The following is a 19,048-nucleotide window of genomic DNA, read 5'->3' on the forward strand; positions in this document are numbered from 1 at the left end:
TAAAAAAGAGTAGGGGAAGCGAAGAGATGACCATTGAAGATGTTGATCGTATTTATGACTCGACGAAACCCTTGAACGAAAGAAGCTTACCTCTCTTTTCTTTTTCTGCTCTTTAATTCCTGGTCAAACAAGCCAACATGTTGTATTCTTTATTCGAGTGGTTCAAGGAGGCGGGAGTAAAATTCCCGGGTAGTGCACTGTTCCAGTTCATTACTTCGAGGGTTTTGATAGCGGTGATCTTATCGCTGGTGATCTCGGCTGTGTTTGGCAAAAAGCTGATCAATTACCTCCGTAAGCGGCAGGTGGGCGAATCGGTGCGTGACCTGGGTTTAGCGGGCGAGCAACAAAAGAAGGGTACCCCAACTATGGGTGGGCTCATCATCATCCTGGCGATCCTGGTACCTACGCTGTTGCTGGCCGATCTGAATAAAGCCTATATCCGCGTGATGATCTTCACGACGATCTGGCTGGGTATCGTTGGTTTTATCGATGACTACCTGAAGCTGCGTGCCAAGCGAATTGCCCAGCAGCAAGGGATTCCCTATAAGAAAGGTGATAAGGACGGACTGGCAGGATGGTTCAAGGTGTTGGGACAGGTAGTGTTGGGTATAGTGGTAGGCACCGTGCTGATGTTCAATGACAATACGAAAGTTTGGCGGGAATATACCGGCGTGGTGAAGCCTGGCGACACCACGATCATCAAGAGAACGCTGGACGGACAGGCAAAATACTTTGTTGAGGCGAATGAACCCATTACGACGATCCCATTTGTGAAGTCGCATGAGTTCAACTATTCGAAGCTGCTGCCCGAGGCGCTGCGCGGCTTTACCTGGATACTGTATGTGGTCGTGGTGATCTTTATCATCACAGCGGTGTCGAACGGGGCGAATATTACAGATGGTATTGACGGACTTGCGGGCGGTGTGAGTGCGATCATTGGAGCCTGTCTTGGCATATTTGCCTATGCCAGCGGCAACCTGCGGTTTGCCGAGTACCTCAACATCATGTACATCCCCAACCTGGGCGAGCTATCGATATTCATTGGAGCCCTGATAGGAGCCTGCGTGGGTTTCCTCTGGTACAATGCCTATCCGGCCCAGGTGTTTATGGGCGATACGGGCAGTCTGACCCTGGGTGGTATCATTGCTGCCCTGGCGATTATTGTAAGAAAGGAATTGTTGATCCCGATATTCTGTGGTGTGTTCCTGGTAGAAGTGCTGAGTGTGACACTGCAGGTGAGTTATTTCAAATACACGAAGAAGAAGTATGGTGAGGGGCGAAGGATCTTTCTCATGAGCCCGTTACACCACCATTACCAGAAGTTGGGTTACCATGAAGCGAAGATCGTGACGAGGTTTTGGATCGTGACCATTCTGTGCATCGTGTTTGCGATCGTTACATTGAAGATCAGGTAGTAGAAACATACATAGTAGTTTGGTTAGCCCTCTGATCAGTTAGTGCTCTAAGTTCCTCTTACGAAAAACCAACATAGTAGAGTGTAGTTGGAATAAAGTTCAAACTACCGAAAAACCCCCTTAATCCGATTCGTGGATAAACCCGATGAACTGGCCGCCGCTACTATAGCGGTCAACTGGCATTAAATGATTTTGGAAGATACATGAGCAAACGTTTGGTAATACTCGGAGCCGGTGAAAGTGGAGTTGGTGCTGCCATATTGGGTCAGCAGCAGGGATACGACGTTTTTGTATCGGATGGTCAGGCCATCAAAGACAACTATCGCGCAGAGCTTGAATCCTACAATATTCCTTTTGAAGCCGGTAAACATACCGAGGACCTGATCCTGAATGCAGATGAAGTGATGAAGAGTCCGGGCATTCCCGAAAAGAATGAGCTGGTAAAGAAGATCAGGGCGAAGGGGATTCCGGTGATCAGTGAGATCGAGCTGGCCTACCGCCACAAGGGTGATAGCAAGATCATTGGTATTACCGGCGCAAATGGCAAAACGACCACCACAGCACTTACTTATCATATCTGTAAGGTGGGTGGTCTGGATGCGGCGATCGTAGGCAATATCGGGTATTCATTTGCCAAACAGGTGGCGCTCGATCCCAAGCCTTTGTATGTAGCCGAGATCAGCAGTTTTCAACTGGACGATATCAAAACGTTCAGACCAGATATAGCAATCCTTACCAATATCACGGAAGACCACCTGGATCGATACGATTATAAGTTCCAGAACTACATCAACAGTAAGTTCCGGATCGTGGAGAACCAGACCGAAAACGATTATTTTATTTATTGTGAGGATGACCCTGTGACCATGCAGAACCTGGGGCATTTTACTATCAAATCTAACCCACTACCATTCACTATGAGCAGAGAAATCAATCGCGGCGCTTTCATCCAAAATGGAAAAATGACCATCGCGAGTGGCGACGAGAAGGTCCAGATGAGTATTTATGATTTTGCCCTGAAGGGTAAACACAATCAATACAATACAATGGCAGCAGGGATAGCGGGGGCAACGATCGGGATCCGTAAGGAAAAGATCCGTGATGCCGTTCAAACTTTTGAAAGCCTCGAACACCGGATGGAACCGGTTTCTGTGGTACGGGGTGTTACTTTCATCAACGATAGTAAGGCAACGAATGTAAATAGTACCTGGTATGCCCTGGAAAGCATGGACAAGCCAACGATCCTGATATTGGGTGGGGTTGACAAGGGGAATGATTATACACTGCTCACCGATCTCGTAAAAGAGAAGGTAAAAGCGATCGTGTGCATGGGAGTAGATAACAGGAAGATTCACGAAGCCTTCCAGCATGATGTGGAAGTAATGGTCAATACCGGCAGTGCCCGCGAAGCGGTGCAGGCTGCTTTTCACCTGGCCAATAAAGGCGATGTGGTGTTGCTGAGCCCTGCCTGTGCGAGCTTCGACCTGTTCAAGAACTATGAAGACAGGGGCGATCAGTTCAAGGCTGCTGTGCGCGAACTTTAATAAAACGCCGGTAACGGCGATCTTATTGCAGGGACGTAACGCACGAGTAAGCTGACTGCCGGGTGGTGAATGCAGCGTAAGAGCAGTGAAGCAGGTATTGTGCAGGAAATGAAAGAAGGCGGAAGCTGAAGAAGGAGAACTTGTAAATGAGCAACTCAAAAGATATACGTTTTGAAGAGATGGCTTCTATCGGTAGAAGCCCTGGCAGTCTTTTGAGCAGGACGAAAGGTGATAAGACCATCTGGGCCATCGTGTTGGTGCTGGCGCTGGTGTCGATGCTGGTAGTGTATAGCTCTACCGGCTTGCTGGCGTATAAATACAACCGGGGCAATACAGAGATCTACCTGTTCAAACAGATCATGTTCATCATTGTGGGCATGGCGGTGATCTATTTTTCGCACCGCGTAAACTATACGTTGTATTCAAGAGTGGCAAGGATATTGTTTTTGATCTCCATTCCACTCCTTATATATACACTGTTCTTTGGTGTTCGATTGAATGAAGGTAGCCGGTGGATCAGGCTGCCTATCATCAATTTGACCTTCCAAACCTCTGACCTCGCCAAGCTGGCATTGTTCATGTACCTGAGCCGGTTGTTGAGTAAGAAGCAGGAAAAGATCAAGGATTTTAAACAGGGGTTCATACCGGTCATGCTGCCGGTTGTTATCATTTGTATACTGATCGCGCCAGCCAACCTGTCGACTGCGTTGCTGGTGGGCGCTACCAGTATGATCCTGATGTTTATCGGGCGGGTAAGCACGAAGCATTTGCTGATGACGATCGGAATAGTTGCCATACCGGTAGTTATTCTTGTTACCATCGCCGTGGCGTATTACGATAAAGAGGAAGGAAAAATGAAAGACCTGCCAACGATCCTCGAAGCAGGTCGTATGCCTACCTGGATCAAGCGGGTGCAGAATTTCGTATACGACAGCAAGACGGCCGATAAGGACGACAACTACCAGATCAACCAGGCCAAGATCGCCATCGCCAAGGGTGGCATGCTGGGACTGGGACCTGGTAACAGCGAGAGCCGCAACTTTTTGCCGCACCCGTATTCGGATTTCATCTTCGCGATCATCATCGAGGAGTACGGTATAGTGGGAGGGGCTTTTATCATATTGATCTACCTGTTGTTCCTGTTAAGGAGCATCCGGGTATTCAAGAAATGCCCTTATGCATTCGGGGCCTTCCTGGCGCTGGGCCTCAGCTTTACGCTGGTGATCCAGGCGCTGATCAATATGGCTGTTACGGTAAACCTGTTTCCGGTAACGGGGGTTACGCTGCCGCTGGTTAGTATGGGTGGTAGCTCGTTCCTGTTTACCTGTTTGTCGATAGGTATCATATTAAGTGTGGCGCGCAATGTGGAGCAAACGGAAGGAAAGGCTGGTTTGGATAAGGCCGCCACGGCGGAAGCATAAATACTAAGATCAAGACCATTGAACAAAAGGATCATCATAGCAGGAGGTGGCACTGGCGGGCATATTTTCCCGGCCATTGCGATTGCCAATGCGCTCCGGAAGATCGAGCCTTCCATTGAAGTATTGTTTATCGGTGCGAAAGGGAAAATGGAGATGGAGAAGGTGCCGCAGGCCGGTTACCCGATCGAGGGATTGGATATAGCTGGTTTCAACAGAAGTTCTTTGCTTAAGAATATCAGTCTGCCCTTTAAACTGCTGAAAAGCTTTTTTCAGGTGCGGAAGATCATTACGGATTTCATGCCCGATGCCGTGATCGGTGTGGGCGGTTATTCGAGTTTCCCGGTGTTGCGGTATGCTCAAACAAGGGGTATCCCTACTTTCATTCATGAGTCGAATTCCTTTGCGGGTAAGTCAAACATGATGCTGGGAAAGAAGGCTACACGGGTTTTTGTAGCAGGTGATGGGATGGAAAAGTTCTTCCCGGCCGATAAGCTGATGATCACCGGCAATCCGGTACGCAGTACCATTGCGGCCAACAACATCAGCCGTGAAGAAGGCATGAAGTTCTTTGGACTCGATGCCGGTAAGAAGACCGTGCTGGCGACTGGGGGAAGTCTGGGCGCCAAAGGCATCAACGAAGCGTTGGATGCGCAAATAGAACTCTTTGCTAAAAATGATATTCAGCTGATCTGGCAATCGGGTAAGCCCTATGTGGAGCGGGCGAGCGAACGCGCTGTGGAGAACATGAATGTGTGGGCCAATAGTTTCATTACGCAGATGGAGTATGCCTATGCGGCGGCCGATGTGGTGATCTCGCGCTCAGGCGCTATGGCGATTGCTGAATTGTGTGTGGTGAAAAAGCCGGCGGTGCTGGTGCCTTTCCCGTTTGCAGCCGAAGACCATCAAACGGTCAACGCGCAACACCTGGTCGATAAGCAGGCGGCTATTTTGGTGAAAGACAGCGAGGCCAGGGAAAAGCTGGTGAATACGGTGATCGCGCTGGCAAAGAATGAAGCGCAGCAGGCGGTGCTGAAAGACAATATTGCAAAACTGGCGGTTACCAATGCAGATGAGGTGATCGCTAAAGAGATACTGAAGGTGGTGGATGCGAATGTGGGAAGTGTATAAGTTTATGACTGTAGTGTATGATCGACTTTAAAGATATTCAGAAGGTATATTTCATCGGGATAGGCGGAATCGGGATGAGTGCTTTGGCCAGGTATTTCAGGTTTCATGGCCGCGCAGTGAGCGGTTATGATAAAACGGAAACACCCCTCACCCGTAAGCTGACCGAAGAAGGTATTCCGGTGCATTATGAAGAAGATCTTTCCCAGGCGCCGCAGGATGCACAGTTGATCGTGTATACGCCTGCTGTTCCGAAGGGGCATAAGGAGCTGGTTTACTACCAGCAACACAATTATCCCCTGATGAAGCGCAGTGAGGTGCTGGGGTTGATCACCAATAGTTCTTTCAATATCTGTGTGGCAGGTACGCATGGTAAAACGACCGTAAGTACCATGACGGCTCATTTGCTGCGTCATAGCGGTTATGGCTGTAATGCTTTTCTCGGTGGCATTGCCGTGAATTACAACAGTAATTACTGGAGTGATGAGCGGAATGTTTGTGTGGTAGAAGCCGATGAATATGACCGTAGCTTTTTGCGCCTGAGCCCGAATGTGGCGGTGATCACTTCTATGGATCCTGATCACCTGGATATTTACGGTACGCCGGAAGCAATGGAAGAAGCGTTCATCGAGTTTTCGGGCAAGGTGAAGGAAGGTGGATGGTTGCTGAGCAAGTACAGCCTGGAAAGATCGGCGGACCTGAAGACGCCTAATCGGCTCACATATAGTTTAAATGACCAGCGGGCCGACGTGTATGCCAGCAATATCCGCAACCTGTATGGCAGCTACCGCTTCGACGTGGTGATGAAGGATTGGACGCTGAAGGATGTGGTGCTGAATATGGGAGGGCTGCACAATATCGAGAATGTGATCGTAGCGATCACCGTTGCCCATCAGCTGGGCATCGAAGATGAAAAGATCAAGGCAGCCGTTGATGCCTTTAAAGGGGTAAAACGGCGGTTTGAATATATCGTGAAGAAGCAGGCAGACGAAAAGCAGGAAGGGCTCGTGTTCATCGATGACTACGCGCATCATCCGGAGGAGTTAAGGGCATTGATCACCGGTGCAAAGAATTTATTTCCCGACCTGCATTGTACGGTGCTGTTTCAGCCGCACCTGTTCAGCCGGACCAGGGATTTTGCCCCGGAGTTTGCAGCGACGCTCGATATGGCCGATGAAGTGATCCTGTTGCCAATCTATCCGGCCCGGGAATTACCCATGGAGGGTGTAACGAGTGAGCTGATCCTTGGACAAATGAAGAATGAGCAGAAGCAGCTGCTGGGTAAGGAAGACTTACTGAAATGGGTGAATGGACAATTGGCAGCGTATGTGGAGGCAGGAAAGGGTACGCGTAAGGGTTGGTTGTTGATCACAGCTGGCGCTGGGGATATCGATGCGCTGGTGCAGCCCATTAAGAAGAGCATAGAAGAAAAGTATTAGTCAATATAATCCGCTTCGGAAGGCACTAGCCGGAGGTTGCGGCACGACCCGAAGGAAAGACCTTGGCCGATTAGGAGACAGCACGAAACAATGAAGCTAAACCGTCATATCAGAAAGTTGATGTTTATGGCCCTCTGGACTATCATAGGGGCCGGTGTGGTGGTATTGCTGGTAGCGGCTATCCGCAACAGGAATGACAAGACCTGCGCTGGCTACGATATTTCGATGGCTGGTAATGGTGGTCAGTGGTTCATGAACAAAAAAGAGGTTGTAGAGATACTTACCAATAATGGTTCTACCGTGATCCGTGGCCGGTCGATGAAGCGCTTCGACCTGCGGGCGATGGAAGCGAAGCTTCGCCGCAATGTATGGATCAGGGATGCTGAATTGTTCTTTGATAATAATGAAGTATTGCAGGTGAAGATCACCGAGCGGGAACCGGTCGCAAGAATCTTTACTTCTACGGGGAACAGTTTTTATATAGACAGCAGCTGCGAAAGGCTGCCTTTGTCGGAGAAAGTATCAGCGAGGTTGCCGGTGTTTACTGGATTTCCTACCGATAAGGTAAAAGTGGGCAGGGCCGACAGCCTGTTGCTGGCGCATATCAAAGAGGTAAGTCTGTTCATTCAGCGCGATTCTTTCTGGATGGCGCAGATCGAACAAACGGATATTGTTCCCGACCGCAAGTTTGAAATGATCCCGATGGTGGGTAATCATGTGATCGAGTTTGGCGACGGCAGTGAGTATGAGAAAAAGTTTGGCCGCCTGCTCCAGTTCTACAAGCTGGTGTTGAGTAAGACCGGCATGGATGTGTACGAGCGGCTGAATGTTCAATACGATCGCCAGGTGATCGCCATCAAGAAGGGCAGCTATGTGGCGCGGGTTGATTCTGCGCAGGCTGCGAGGAGTATTCAAGGCCTCATCACTTCGGCACAAAGGGCCATGAGTGATTCCGCCAGCCGGCAAACGGCCGTTAATCAGGTTAGTTTATCGTCGGTGAACAATTCACCGGCCAAAGCATCGACGACCGAAAAACCACCTATACCCACCGTGTCGAATGTACAGAAGCGAACGAGCAACTCCCCTAAATCTCTTCCTGTGAAAGGCCGATCCTATGAAACCTCATCCAAACCCGTGAAGAAGCCGGGCGCCCGGCAAGGGCCGGCAAAGCCACAGCCCAAGGCTGTAATGCCGAAGCGAAGCAGATAGTACGCCGGCGAATCAGCAGGGAAAGTTCTTTAACAAGGACGGGCTCAAGGTCTGTAGGGACCGCGAGCCGGGAAGCAAGTTTTAACCATTAACCGTAGTGATACGCATGAAGTATGTTCATGCGTACCGACATTGTGTGCAACTAATCAACATACCAACAACTAAAAACAGGATAGCATGAACAACGAGCAACAACCCATCATTGTCGGGCTGGACATCGGAACGACAAAGATCGCAGCGATTGCCGGCCGAAAGAACGAATTCGGCAAGCTGGAGATCATTGGTTTTGGCCGCGCCAACTCCAATGGTGTGAAGCATGGACAGGTATTGAATATCGATGAAACGATCAAGGCCATTCAAATGGCTTTGGAGAATTGCTACACTTCGAACCCCAATCTCGAGATCAGCGAAGTGTATGTAGGAATTGCAGGCCATCATATCAAGAGCCTTCAAACCCGTGGCGACATTGTGCGTCATCAAAACGAAGAAGAAATTACGCAACGTGAAATCGATCAGCTGATCGGTGATCAGTACAAGACTTATATCCCTGCCGGTGATCAGATCATCGATGTGATACCGCAGGAGTTTACGGTAGACAATTTCCAGAACATCCCCAACCCGATTGGGTATGGTGGTGTAAAGGTGGGTGCTAATTTCCACATCATTACCGGTGATAAGAATGCTATCCGCAATATCAACCGGGCGGTGGAAAAGAGTGGCCTCATCACCAAAGACCTGGTATTGCAGCCGCTGGCTTCAGCTGCCGCTGTAATGGGTCATGAAGACCTGGAAGCCGGTGTGGCCATCGTCGATATTGGTGGTGGTACTACCGACCTCGCCGTGTTCTACGAAGGTATCCTGAAGCATACCGCTGTTATTCCTTTTGGTGGAGAGAACATTACCAACGATATCAAGACCGGTCTGGGTGTTTTGAAGACCCAGGCAGAGCAAATGAAAGTGCAGTTTGGCAGTGCCCTCGCCAATGAGGCCCGTGGCAATGCTTTCATTACCATTCCTGGTCTGCGCGGCATGCCTGCCAAGGAGATCAGCGTGAAGAACCTGGCAAACATCATACAGGCGCGTATGAGCGAGATCATGGATTTCGTGACCTACCACCTGAAGCAGGTGGGTATGGACAACCGCGTGCTGAATGGTGGTGTGGTGATCACGGGTGGTGGTTCGCAATTGCGTCACCTGATACAACTGACTGAATATGTAACGGGCCTCAATGCACGGATCGGTTATCCTACCGAGCATCTGGCTGCGGGACATATTGAAGAACTGGCCAAGCCTACGTACTCAACCTGTATCGGTCTCATTCTGAAAGGATACAGTGATTACGAGAGCAACCGAAAGCAGTTTGAGCACCGCTTCAAAAAGGTGGAGATACCAGAAGCGCTGAAAAAGACAGCCGAAGTAGAAGAAGTGGAAGATACAACAGAAGAAGCACCAATAGAAAGGATCAAGAACAACAGGAAAGGCGTTAAAGATTTCTGGGGCAAATTCAAGGACGGCATCATCGATCTGTTCAAAGAGGAAGAAGATCATGCGCTGTAAGTGATTGCAGCATGAATGCCGGATGTGCATGGTGAATGATCGATGCGCTGGATGGTGTTCCGCTTGAATTGCTTGCCTATGGAAATTTATGCAAGGAATTATGTACCGACCCTACGTTAACAATTATTGGAGTGGTTATTGTTCCGGTACTCCTTGATTTTTACTAACCTGTTATTTTTAATAGTCTCGAGATGGGCTTTCGGGGAAGCAAGGCCTGGTGAGACAAAAAAAGAAAGCTATGATTCATTTTGATTTGCCAAAGGAAAAATCATCTATCATCAAGGTCATTGGTGTAGGTGGTGGTGGTAGTAATGCGGTGAACCATATGTTCGGTCAGCAGATCGAAGGGGTGAACTTCATTATTTGTAATACGGATGCTCAGGCGATCGCGCAGAGTCGTGTGCCTAACAAAATTCAATTAGGGCCACATCTTACTCAAGGGTTGGGTGCAGGCGCTAATCCAGATATTGGCCGTTTGGCCACAGAGGAGAGCCTGGAGGAGATCAAACGTATCCTCGAGGTGAACACCAAGATGGCATTCATCACCGCCGGTATGGGCGGTGGTACTGGAACGGGTGGTGCTCCTACCATTTCCAAGATATGCCGTGACCTGGGTATCCTTACCGTAGGTATCGTAACGACTCCTTTCTCTTATGAGGGAAAGAAGCGTCAGTTGCAGGCGGAAGAAGGTATCCGGGTGATGAAGCAATACGTGGACACCCTGCTGGTGATCAGCAATGATAAACTGCGTCATCAGTTTGGTAACCTGAAGATGAAGGAAGCCTTCAATAAAGCTGATAATGTACTGGCTACCGCAGCCAAGTGTATTACGGATGTTATCAATAGTACCGGTCAGATCAACGTTGACTTTGCGGATGTTTGCACCGTTATGCGTAACGGTGGTGTGGCGATCCTGGGTAATGCTGCTGCGGGCGGTGAAGACAGGGCTCAACGTGCGATCGAAGAAGCGCTGAACTCTCCTTTGCTGAACGATAACGAGATCAGCGGTGCCAAATGGATACTGATCAACATCAACTCTGCCGAAGGCGAGCATGAGTTTACCATGGATGAAGTGGACATTATCCAAAACTACTTGCTGTCACAGGCAGGCGAGGGCACGGATGTGATATTGGGTATGGGTTATGATGCATCGCTGGGCGACCAGATCGGTATTACGCTGATCGCTACCGGTTTTGAATACAAAGATCCTTTCACCAAGCGTGAAGAAAAGAAGGCCGCGGCGCCCAAAAAGGAAGAAAAGATCGTGTTGTCGTTGAATGCCCAGTCCGAGCCTAAAGCAAAGGTGGCTCCGGAGCCTAAGAAGGACAAGCCTGCTCCGTTGGAGCCTACGATCCGGGAAGAGCTGGCGCCCAAGCTGGTGGATGCGGAACCTTTGCCGAAGTTTACACCGCTGGAGCTTTTTACGAATGAGGAGCCTAGTAAAAATACTGTGGACAAAAATCCCGAGGTAAAAGCAGAATCTGAAAGGATTGAATGGGTACTTTCGCAGCCATCCAAACCTGCCGAAACTCCCGTTACCGTACCTTCTCAACCAACATCTACCACTCAATCCGGTATAACTAATTCTTCGACGTCTGCAGCGTCCGGAGGATACCTGGCCAGGCCTACCAATATTTATGCAGAACCGAAAAGAGAGGAATCCATCCAAGAACATGCTCCTGTGAAGGAACCTGTCTTGCATACGGGTGCTAAAACAACCCAGGAAGAAGAACCTTCCAATGACATGCAACTCGTGTTCAAAGACGACATTCCAGCGGCGGAGGAGCCTGGGGCCCATCATGCTCACCCAATTGTTATGGCGAACGCTTCTGTTGAGGAACCTGCTCCGCAGGACGAAGCAGAGGAACAAAAACGCCGGGCAGCTGAGCGGATACAGAAATTACGTAATCTGTCATTCAACATCAATGCTGCCGATCCTAACAATGAGTTTGAAACCGTGCCGGCTTACATCCGCCGCAATTTGGAACTCTACAACACCATCACCAACGTAGAGAATTTCTACAGCAATGTTGAAGTCAAGGCCGACGACAATAACAACGGGCACCTCACTACCATCAACACTTTTCTCGATGGTAAGAAGCCCGACTAAATATTTTCTGTACCTCAAGTCCCTGCAAAAAATGAAGTCTATTTAAACATGCAGCGATTGTTGTTTTTAGTTGTTTCCCTCCTGATTCCTCAGGAGGGATTTTTTTTTGGCGTAACTTGGAACCCTGAACCATACTCATAAACGGAACTCCTTATGGCAACCATTCTCATTACCGGCGGAACAGGATTGGTAGGGAAAGCGGTGACTCAATTGCTGATCAGTAAAGGCTTTGATGTGATCGTGCTTACCCGGAAACAGGCGACTACCGGTAAGGAACAATATTCCGAAGCGCATTGGGATCCGGACAAAGGAGTGATCGACGTAGCAGCAGTGCAAAAGGCCGACTGTATCATTAACCTGGCCGGCGCCGGCGTGGCCGATAAGCGATGGAGCAAAAAGAGAAAGCAGGAAATCATTGACAGCCGGGTGCGTGGCGGTGAGTTGCTGGTAAAGACCCTGCGGGAGGAGAAGAATAAGGTAAAGCTCCTGATCAACCCTTCCGGCATTGGCTATTATGGTGATGATATTAAGCGGCCGCGTGGCAAGCAGGCTTTTATTGAAACGGATGCGGCGGACGATGAGTTCCTGGGCAAAACCTGCCAGTTATGGGAAGCCAGTGTGGATCCTGTGCAGGAGATGCCGGGCAAGCGGCTGGTAAAGTTCCGCATTGGGGTGGCTCTGAGTAAAGAGGGTGGGGCGCTTACGGAGTTCCTGAAGCCGGTGAAGTTTGGTGTCGCGGCTATCCTTGGCAGCGGCAAGCAGGTGATCAGCTGGATTCATATTGATGACCTGGCGCGACTGTTCCTCTACGCCATTGAAAACGAAAAGATCCAGGGGGTGTACAATGCTGTGGCTTCGCAACCAATTACCAATAAGAATTTCGTCCTCAAACTGGCTGAGAAGGTAAAAGGCCGGTTCTATATTCCTTTCTATGTTCCCTCTTTTGTATTGAAGCTCGTAGTGGGCGGTTTAAGCATTGAAGTGCTGAAGAGTGCTACCGTTAGCAATAGTAAGATCAGCCACGAGGGATTTCAGTTCCTGTATCCCACGATCGAGCCGGCGTTAAATGATCTCACTAAAAAGCATTGAGTAAACCCTGTTGTTGGGTTGCTGCAATGCCAGCTACAGATCGTCGGTCTCGAATTTCCGGATTACAAAGAAGATATACGCTGCCAGGTAGGTCAACGCGACGATAAGCATGATGACTGGATTGGCTGGCGCCCAGAATTTATCCTGTGCGTTTTGCAGCAAGGGAAGTCGGATCAGTTCATCGCTCGATTGCAACGGCAGGTATCGACCTGCAGAGCCTCCATGCATATTCAGCAATAGCTTTACGACATCTTCAATGATCACAGAATACATAAAGTAAATGCCTATAGCCAATCCACCTCTTTTTACCAGGACGGCAATTAGAAGCGCTACCATCGAGTAGCTGAAAGCTTGCAAAAAGGCATAAGGGATATACTGGAAGTTTTCGACACTGAATGAACGGTTGCCATCAGCGAAGCCGAAGATAGTGGCTGTAACGATGACCATCAAAGTAGAAATGGCCGACATGATCATGGCCAGCATGATCTTAACAGTGATGAATTCACGCCTGTTCCATCCGTCTATGATATTTTGCCGGTGGGTGCGGTAGCTGAATTCATTGGTGAGCTGGATGACCATGATGAGGCCTGGTATGAACAGCAGAAAGCTGGACATAAAGGAGGTCATCTGCCAGGTAGTTGGGAAGGAATAAGGTGTACTTCCGAGTACCATTTCGGCCATGCCCTGCGCTTCCTTGGCTTCATAGATCGATTGTTGAACACGGAATGCAATGAGGTTGAGCCCAAGTATGCTGAACAGGTATAAGCCGGAGAGTATCCAGAAGGTGCGGTAGGACTTCAGTTTCATCCATTCTATAGCGAGTAGTTGCCGCATGATCAGTTGTTGTTTTGGGTAAGTTCAAAGAATTTGGCTTCGAGACTCTTTTTGCGCAGGCGCAGGTGGTTGAGTACGATACCCTGGTCGAAGCAATGCCTGTTGATCGCTTCGAGGTTGGCGGTGCCCGGTTCGAAGGACAGTTCCACATGTTGTCCATTCAAATGAACTTTGATAGCACCGGGAAAATGTTGTACGGCGGATAGTAACCGGTTGTTGTCGATAGCGTTGGTTTCAACGATGTCTTCCTGCACCAATATCTCATCTACATGGCCGTGGGTGATCAGGGTGCCCTTTTGCAGGATGGCTACATGGGTACACACTTTTTCTACTTCATCGAGCAGGTGGCTGGCCATGATGATGGTTTTTCCTTCCCGGTTCAGTTTTTTGATCAGCTCGCGGGTTTCTGCTATGCCTACCGGGTCGAGGCCATTGGTGGGTTCGTCGAAGATCATTACTTCGGGGTTGCCCAGCATGCAGGAAGCAATGGCCAGGCGCTGTTTCATACCCAATGAATAAGTGCTGAACTTGGAATGCTTGCGTTGGTCCAGGCTTACTTGGCGCAGTACGTGTTCTATATCTTCTTTTCCATGGCCTTTGATGGCGGCGGCGATCTCCAGGTTCTGCACGGCATTGAGGTAATGGTAGAAGTTCGGAGTTTCGAGGAAGGTGCCTATCCGCCGGCGATGTTCGGGGCGGGGCTTTTCGTCGAACAGCATCACCGACCCCGAGTTGGCTCTCAGGATATCGACGATGATGCCGAGCAGGGTCGTTTTCCCGCTTCCATTGGGCCCCAGGATGCCGAATACTGCTCCTTTGGGAACATTGAAGCTAACGCCTTTCAATGCCTGTACCGGGCCGTAATGCTTACGCAGGTTATCGACGGAGAGAATTGCCATGGATAAGTTGATTAGGTATAAAGATGGTGATTTCTTTTTACTGTTGGAAATCCTCCGGGCGGTGTTTTTCGTGGTATAGGCTGCTGTATTCGCCAACGGTGGCAAGTCCCTGCTGGTTGAAATCGAGTTTGTGCAGCCTGAGGGCTTCGATATCGACCGGCAGTACTTTACGGTAAATGGGATTAAGGGTGCCGCCGTTTTCGCCGGGCTTTGCCGTGGGGTAATACTGCAGGGGAGGATCTACGAGGGTGCCTCTTGGGTGCATAATGCAGGGCATGCCGCCTCCGCGGAGATCGAGGTTCTTCGGGTGTTTAAGGCCGAGGGTATGCCCGTATTCATGCGCTGCGGTGGTAGGGGTTTGCAGCAGGTTCTCGAGTTTGAAATAGCCGGTATTGCTGCCGATCTCATCGACAAACGATACGTTGCCGCCTACAAATTCTTCGATGCGGAAAAAGTTGAGCCGGGGCTGATCGTTGTACCATACTTTGTCGGGTTGCAGATCGGGTGCGTAGATACCTTCTATCTGAAACCTGACGTTATACGGGTGGTGGTGAATGGTGATGGTGGCCTCGGGTTCGTTCCAGCACTGGCTGATATCGTCGGCTATTTTGATAGCCAGGCTCGCTGTGGCAGCTTCTCCATAAAAGTAAAATATGGAATGTATAGTGAGTTGCTGGGACGATCTGTTGAGTTCGGCTTCTCCCATGAGGTCGTTCGTTTGTGGTGGTGGGGTTAGGGACGCTGAAGATATAAAAAAAGGGCGTAACCATGGTGGTTACGCCCGGGCTTTCTCATGTGACCCTTTTGAAATTGAACGTTAACAGTATCCTTAGTTGCGTATGGGCTTTCCGGCCTTCAGTACGCTTTGTATCCTTTCGAGTGTTTTCTTTTCACCGCACAGACTCAGGAAGGCTTCTCTTTCCAGGTCGAGCAGGTATTGTTCCGAAACAGTTGATTGTTCGCTCAGATCGCCTCCGCACATTACATAGGCCAGTTTTTTGGCCACTACCACATCGTGGTCGGTTGCGTAACCGGCGCGCCACATACCGTTGATGCCTGCGTACAGGGCGCCCAATGCGGAACGGCCAAGCACTTTTACATCGGTACGTTGTACGGGTGTTACATAGCCACTATCGTAAATTTCGAGTACACTTTTCTTTGCTTCTGCTATACGGCGTCCCTGGTTGAGGATCACTTCGTCATGTCCTTTGCGCAGGATGCCGAGATCGAAGGCTTCTGCGGCAGAAGTGGCTACTTTGGCTGTAGCAATCGTGAGAAAGCGGTTTTTCAATGTTATTGTCTCGGGCTCATCTTCGTGCATTTCATCGCCAGCACGGAGTACGAATTCTTTGGTTCCTCCGCCGCCGGGAATAAGACCTACGCCCAGTTCTACCAGTCCGATATAAGTTTCTGCAGCGGGGCATACTTTATCAGCATGCAGGCTCAATTCGCAGGCGCCTCCCAAAGATAATGCATGTGGTGCTACTACTACCGGTATACCGGAATAACGTGCCCGCATCATGGTGTTCTGGAAGAGGCGGATGGCCATATCGAGCTCATCGTATTCCTGTTCGATGGCCAGCATGAAGATCATGCCTACGTTTGCACCGGCACTGAAGTTAGTGCCTTCATTCGCAATCACCAAACCCTTGTACTGGTTTTCTGCGAGGGTGATTGATTTTTGAATGCCTTCGAGTACTTCTCCGCCAATGCTGCCCATCTTGGTATACCATTCCAGTCCGATCACATCATCGCCCAGGTGATAGGTGCGGCAGGAGCTGTTCTTCCATACGGTTTGGTTCTCAAAGTTCTTCATGACAATGAATGCCTCACCGCCGGGCAGCGCCTTATAAGCTTTAGACGCTATATCGTAATAGAGCTTTTTGCCATTCTCTACTTTAAAGAAAGTTTTAATGCCGGCTGCCAGCATCTCCTGTACCCAGGGGGCTACGGCGTATCCTGCATCCAGCATTTTTTTGACGGAGCCTTCCACGCCCAATACATCCCAGCTTTCAAAAGCGCCGATCTCCCAACCGAAGCCGGCCATCATAGCGTCATCCACGCGGTAGATGTCGTCGCTGATCTCAGGAATGCGGTGTGATATATAAGAGAAAAGGCCATAGTGAAACTGCCGGTAGAAATCACCGGCCTTGTCCATGCCTGTGCACAGGGCCTTCAGCCTTGTTTTAAGATCGTCGATGGGTTTGGCAGCTTCGACTGTCGCGAATTTGGGTTTCTTGCGCGCTTCGTACTCCAGGGTCTTGAGGTTGAGTACGAGGATCTCTTTTTCGCCGCCGCCGCCTTTGGTCTTCTTGAAAAAGCCCTGACCGGTTTTATCCCCCAGCCATTTGTTCTCGACCATTTTATCGAGCCAGGCCGGTATGTTGAAAATATCCTTTGCTTCGTCGTTGGGACAATTGTCATGTACCCCTTTGGCTACTTTTACCAGGGTGTCGATTCCTACCACATCGGCCGTGCGAAAGGTGGCCGATTTGGGACGGCCGATGATGGGGCCGGTCAATGCATCGATCTCATCGATGGTGAGGCCCATCTTTTCAACCAGGCCAAAGATGGCCATGATGCCAAACACGCCGATACGGTTTGCAATAAAAGCCGGTGTGTCCTTACACAGCACGGTCGTTTTACCAAGATATAGATCTCCGTAGTGCATCAGAAAATCGATGACAGCGGGATCGGTATGCGGTGTGGGGATAATTTCCAGTAAACGCAGGTAACGCGGCGGATTGAAGAAGTGCGTGCCGCAGAAATGTTTTTTGAAATCATCACTCCTGCCTTCTGCCATCAGGTGAATGGGTATGCCGGAGGTATTGGAGGTGATGAGGGTGCCGGGCTTGCGGTATTTTTCTACTTCTTCAAATACCTGTTGTTTGATATCGAGCCTTTCTACCACAACTTCTATCACCCAATCGTAACCGGCGATATCTTTCATGTTATCCGTGAAGTTGCCGGTCTTTATGCGCTTCACGACCTCTTTGGTATAAACAGGCGAGGGGTTCGATTTGATGGCAGCGGTGAGTGCCTCATTGACGATACGGTTCTTTACAGCCGGATGATCGGTGTTCAATCCTTTGGCTTTTTCGGTATCGGTCAACGCTGAGGGAGCTATGTCGAGCAACAACACCTGCAAACCTACTCCTGCAAAATGACAAGCTATCCTTGATCCCATGACTCCACTACCCAGTACGGCGACTTTCCTGATGAGGCGTTTTGACATAGAATAATTAGTTAGTTAAACAACTATTTAACCCGAAGGTAATAAAAAAGGGGGAATAAAAAAGTGCTGCAGCGTTAAGTCTGGCGGAGTTGTGGTAAGGTTGGGTAAAAGCAGCGGTTGCATCGCGACGGGATTTGGAAGGGGGCGTTGTAAGGGGAGGCCGGCAACAATTTATATATAAGATGCTGATACCCTGTGCCCTCACACAGGTTGAGTGAGGGTACAGGGTATTGGTTATTTTGCCCCGAGAGAAACGGCACTCCAGTCGATGGAGGCCTGGCCATTTTCCACGAGGCGGGTCATATGCTTTTTAAGCAGGTCGGCCAGGGGGAGTGATTGATTGGCCTTAGCGCCCTGGTCCAGGACCAGGTTCAGGTCTTTGAGGCCCAGTTTGGCAGTAAAAGCCGCAGGCTCAAATTGCTGGTTGAGGATGATCTTGCTGTAGTTCTGGTACAGCGGTGTGTTGAAGATGGTTTGACCAAACATTTCCCACATTTTGTGCGGATCAACACCACTGTTCTTTGCCAGTAATACGCTTTCGCCTATGGCCTCCATGGCTGATGCAATGAGGAAGTTACCGCAGATCTTTATGGTGTTGGCGGTAAGTACATCATCGCCAAAATCCCACACGCCAGCGCCGCCTGCATCTTTCAGCAGAGGGGTGGCTTGTTCGCGGACAGCCTGCGGACCAGAGATCACGAAGTTCAGTTTGCGCGCCGCTGCCGCATCAGGCCGGCCAAATACCGGGGCTGCGAGATACTGTTGTCCTTTCGCTTCGTGTAAGGCCGCCAGTTCGCCGGCAGTTTGTGCCAGGATGGTGCTCATCGACACGTGCAGGGCGCCGGGCTGCAGGTGCTGCAACAATCCGTTTTCACCGGCAGTAATGGTTTTTAGCGCCGCATCATCGGCGACCATCGTGAACACGATATCAGCTTGGGCGGCCAGTTCTGCGATAGTATGGCAAACAGTGGCGCCTTTGTCGGCGAGTGGTTTTGTTTTTTCGATGGTGCGGTTGTACACCAGCAGCGAGTGGCCTCTTTCCAAAATGTTCAGGGCAATGGGTGTGCCCAGGCTTCCGAGGCCAATAAATCCGTAAGTCATATCAGATGGTTTTCCCTATAACAAGAAAGCTCAGCCGGTTGTTGGCTGAGCTTTCTTGTTATGTTTATTA

General features: G+C 49.8%; 14 protein-coding genes. 9 read left to right on the plus strand and 5 right to left on the minus strand.

What is annotated here, in order from left to right:
- The first annotated feature begins 137 nt into the window (after positions 1–137).
- The 9 genes from mraY to P2H89_RS04395 all read left to right on the plus strand — a co-directional run bounded on the left by mraY (position 138) and on the right by P2H89_RS04395 (position 12,909).
- A complete protein-coding gene (mraY, locus tag P2H89_RS04355; RefSeq protein WP_275825305.1) occupies positions 138–1,415 on the plus strand; it encodes a phospho-N-acetylmuramoyl-pentapeptide-transferase in 1,278 nt (425 codons plus the stop codon).
- 203 nt (positions 1,416–1,618) lie between these two features.
- Positions 1,619–2,959 (plus strand): UDP-N-acetylmuramoyl-L-alanine--D-glutamate ligase, encoded by a 1,341-nt coding sequence (gene murD, locus P2H89_RS04360; RefSeq protein ID WP_275825306.1) that lies wholly within the window; start codon positions 1,619–1,621, stop codon positions 2,957–2,959.
- A 146-nt stretch (positions 2,960–3,105) separates the two neighbouring features.
- Positions 3,106–4,380 (plus strand): FtsW/RodA/SpoVE family cell cycle protein, encoded by a 1,275-nt coding sequence (locus P2H89_RS04365; protein ID WP_275825307.1) that lies wholly within the window; start codon positions 3,106–3,108, stop codon positions 4,378–4,380.
- Between the two features lie 18 nt (positions 4,381–4,398).
- Positions 4,399–5,508 (plus strand): undecaprenyldiphospho-muramoylpentapeptide beta-N-acetylglucosaminyltransferase, encoded by a 1,110-nt coding sequence (gene murG, locus P2H89_RS04370; RefSeq protein ID WP_275825308.1) that lies wholly within the window; start codon positions 4,399–4,401, stop codon positions 5,506–5,508.
- A 17-nt stretch (positions 5,509–5,525) separates the two neighbouring features.
- Positions 5,526–6,944 (plus strand): UDP-N-acetylmuramate--L-alanine ligase, encoded by a 1,419-nt coding sequence (gene murC / locus P2H89_RS04375; RefSeq protein WP_275825309.1) that lies wholly within the window; start codon positions 5,526–5,528, stop codon positions 6,942–6,944.
- A gap of 126 nt (positions 6,945–7,070) precedes the next feature.
- Positions 7,071–8,153 carry a hypothetical protein gene (locus P2H89_RS04380; RefSeq protein ID WP_275825310.1) on the plus strand — a complete coding sequence of 361 codons (1,083 nt, stop codon included), beginning with the start codon at positions 7,071–7,073 and terminating at the stop codon, positions 8,151–8,153.
- Between the two features lie 177 nt (positions 8,154–8,330).
- Positions 8,331–9,710, plus strand: coding sequence for a cell division protein FtsA (gene ftsA, locus P2H89_RS04385; protein WP_275825311.1), 1,380 nt, complete (start codon positions 8,331–8,333; stop codon positions 9,708–9,710).
- A gap of 238 nt (positions 9,711–9,948) precedes the next feature.
- Positions 9,949–11,820, plus strand: a complete 1,872-nt coding sequence (ftsZ, locus tag P2H89_RS04390; protein WP_275825312.1) for a cell division protein FtsZ — start codon at positions 9,949–9,951, stop codon at positions 11,818–11,820.
- A 153-nt stretch (positions 11,821–11,973) separates the two neighbouring features.
- Positions 11,974–12,909, plus strand: coding sequence for a TIGR01777 family oxidoreductase (locus P2H89_RS04395; RefSeq protein WP_275825313.1), 936 nt, complete (start codon positions 11,974–11,976; stop codon positions 12,907–12,909).
- A 33-nt stretch (positions 12,910–12,942) separates the two neighbouring features.
- Here P2H89_RS04395 and P2H89_RS04400 read toward each other — a convergent pair whose 3' ends face one another.
- From P2H89_RS04400 to P2H89_RS04420, 5 genes are all read right to left on the minus strand, one after another.
- Positions 12,943–13,743 (minus strand): ABC transporter permease, encoded by an 801-nt coding sequence (locus P2H89_RS04400; protein ID WP_275825314.1) that lies wholly within the window; start codon positions 13,741–13,743, stop codon positions 12,943–12,945.
- 2 nt (positions 13,744–13,745) lie between these two features.
- Positions 13,746–14,642, minus strand: a complete 897-nt coding sequence (locus tag P2H89_RS04405; protein ID WP_275825315.1) for an ABC transporter ATP-binding protein — start codon at positions 14,640–14,642, stop codon at positions 13,746–13,748.
- Between the two features lie 37 nt (positions 14,643–14,679).
- Positions 14,680–15,348, minus strand: coding sequence for a peptidase M10 (locus P2H89_RS04410; RefSeq protein ID WP_275825316.1), 669 nt, complete (start codon positions 15,346–15,348; stop codon positions 14,680–14,682).
- A 123-nt stretch (positions 15,349–15,471) separates the two neighbouring features.
- Positions 15,472–17,877, minus strand: coding sequence for a 3-hydroxyacyl-CoA dehydrogenase/enoyl-CoA hydratase family protein (locus P2H89_RS04415; RefSeq protein WP_275825317.1), 2,406 nt, complete (start codon positions 17,875–17,877; stop codon positions 15,472–15,474).
- Between the two features lie 234 nt (positions 17,878–18,111).
- Positions 18,112–18,978, minus strand: coding sequence for an NAD(P)-dependent oxidoreductase (locus P2H89_RS04420; protein ID WP_275825318.1), 867 nt, complete (start codon positions 18,976–18,978; stop codon positions 18,112–18,114).
- Between the last annotated feature and the right edge of the window lie 70 nt (positions 18,979–19,048).

The sequence above is a fragment of the Paraflavitalea sp. CAU 1676 genome (assembly GCF_029223285.1).
GTDB lineage: Bacteria > Bacteroidota > Bacteroidia > Chitinophagales > Chitinophagaceae > Paraflavitalea.

Bases quoted from the DNA above. Each gene is read 5' to 3' on its own strand.
- murC (WP_275825309.1), top strand. From the start codon at position 5,526: ATGATCGACTTTAAAGATATTCAGAAGGTATATTTCATCGGGATAGGC.
- P2H89_RS04365 (WP_275825307.1), top strand. From the start codon at position 3,106: ATGAGCAACTCAAAAGATATACGTTTTGAAGAGATGGCTTCTATCGGT.
- ftsA (WP_275825311.1), top strand. From the start codon at position 8,331: ATGAACAACGAGCAACAACCCATCATTGTCGGGCTGGACATCGGAACG.
- ftsZ (WP_275825312.1), top strand. From the start codon at position 9,949: ATGATTCATTTTGATTTGCCAAAGGAAAAATCATCTATCATCAAGGTC.
- murD (WP_275825306.1), top strand. From the start codon at position 1,619: ATGAGCAAACGTTTGGTAATACTCGGAGCCGGTGAAAGTGGAGTTGGT.
- P2H89_RS04395 (WP_275825313.1), top strand. From the start codon at position 11,974: ATGGCAACCATTCTCATTACCGGCGGAACAGGATTGGTAGGGAAAGCG.
- mraY (WP_275825305.1), top strand. From the start codon at position 138: ATGTTGTATTCTTTATTCGAGTGGTTCAAGGAGGCGGGAGTAAAATTC.
- P2H89_RS04400 (WP_275825314.1), bottom strand. From the start codon at position 13,743: ATGCGGCAACTACTCGCTATAGAATGGATGAAACTGAAGTCCTACCGC.
- P2H89_RS04410 (WP_275825316.1), bottom strand. From the start codon at position 15,348: ATGGGAGAAGCCGAACTCAACAGATCGTCCCAGCAACTCACTATACAT.
- P2H89_RS04380 (WP_275825310.1), top strand. From the start codon at position 7,071: ATGGCCCTCTGGACTATCATAGGGGCCGGTGTGGTGGTATTGCTGGTA.
- P2H89_RS04405 (WP_275825315.1), bottom strand. From the start codon at position 14,642: ATGGCAATTCTCTCCGTCGATAACCTGCGTAAGCATTACGGCCCGGTA.
- P2H89_RS04415 (WP_275825317.1), bottom strand. From the start codon at position 17,877: ATGTCAAAACGCCTCATCAGGAAAGTCGCCGTACTGGGTAGTGGAGTC.
- P2H89_RS04420 (WP_275825318.1), bottom strand. From the start codon at position 18,978: ATGACTTACGGATTTATTGGCCTCGGAAGCCTGGGCACACCCATTGCC.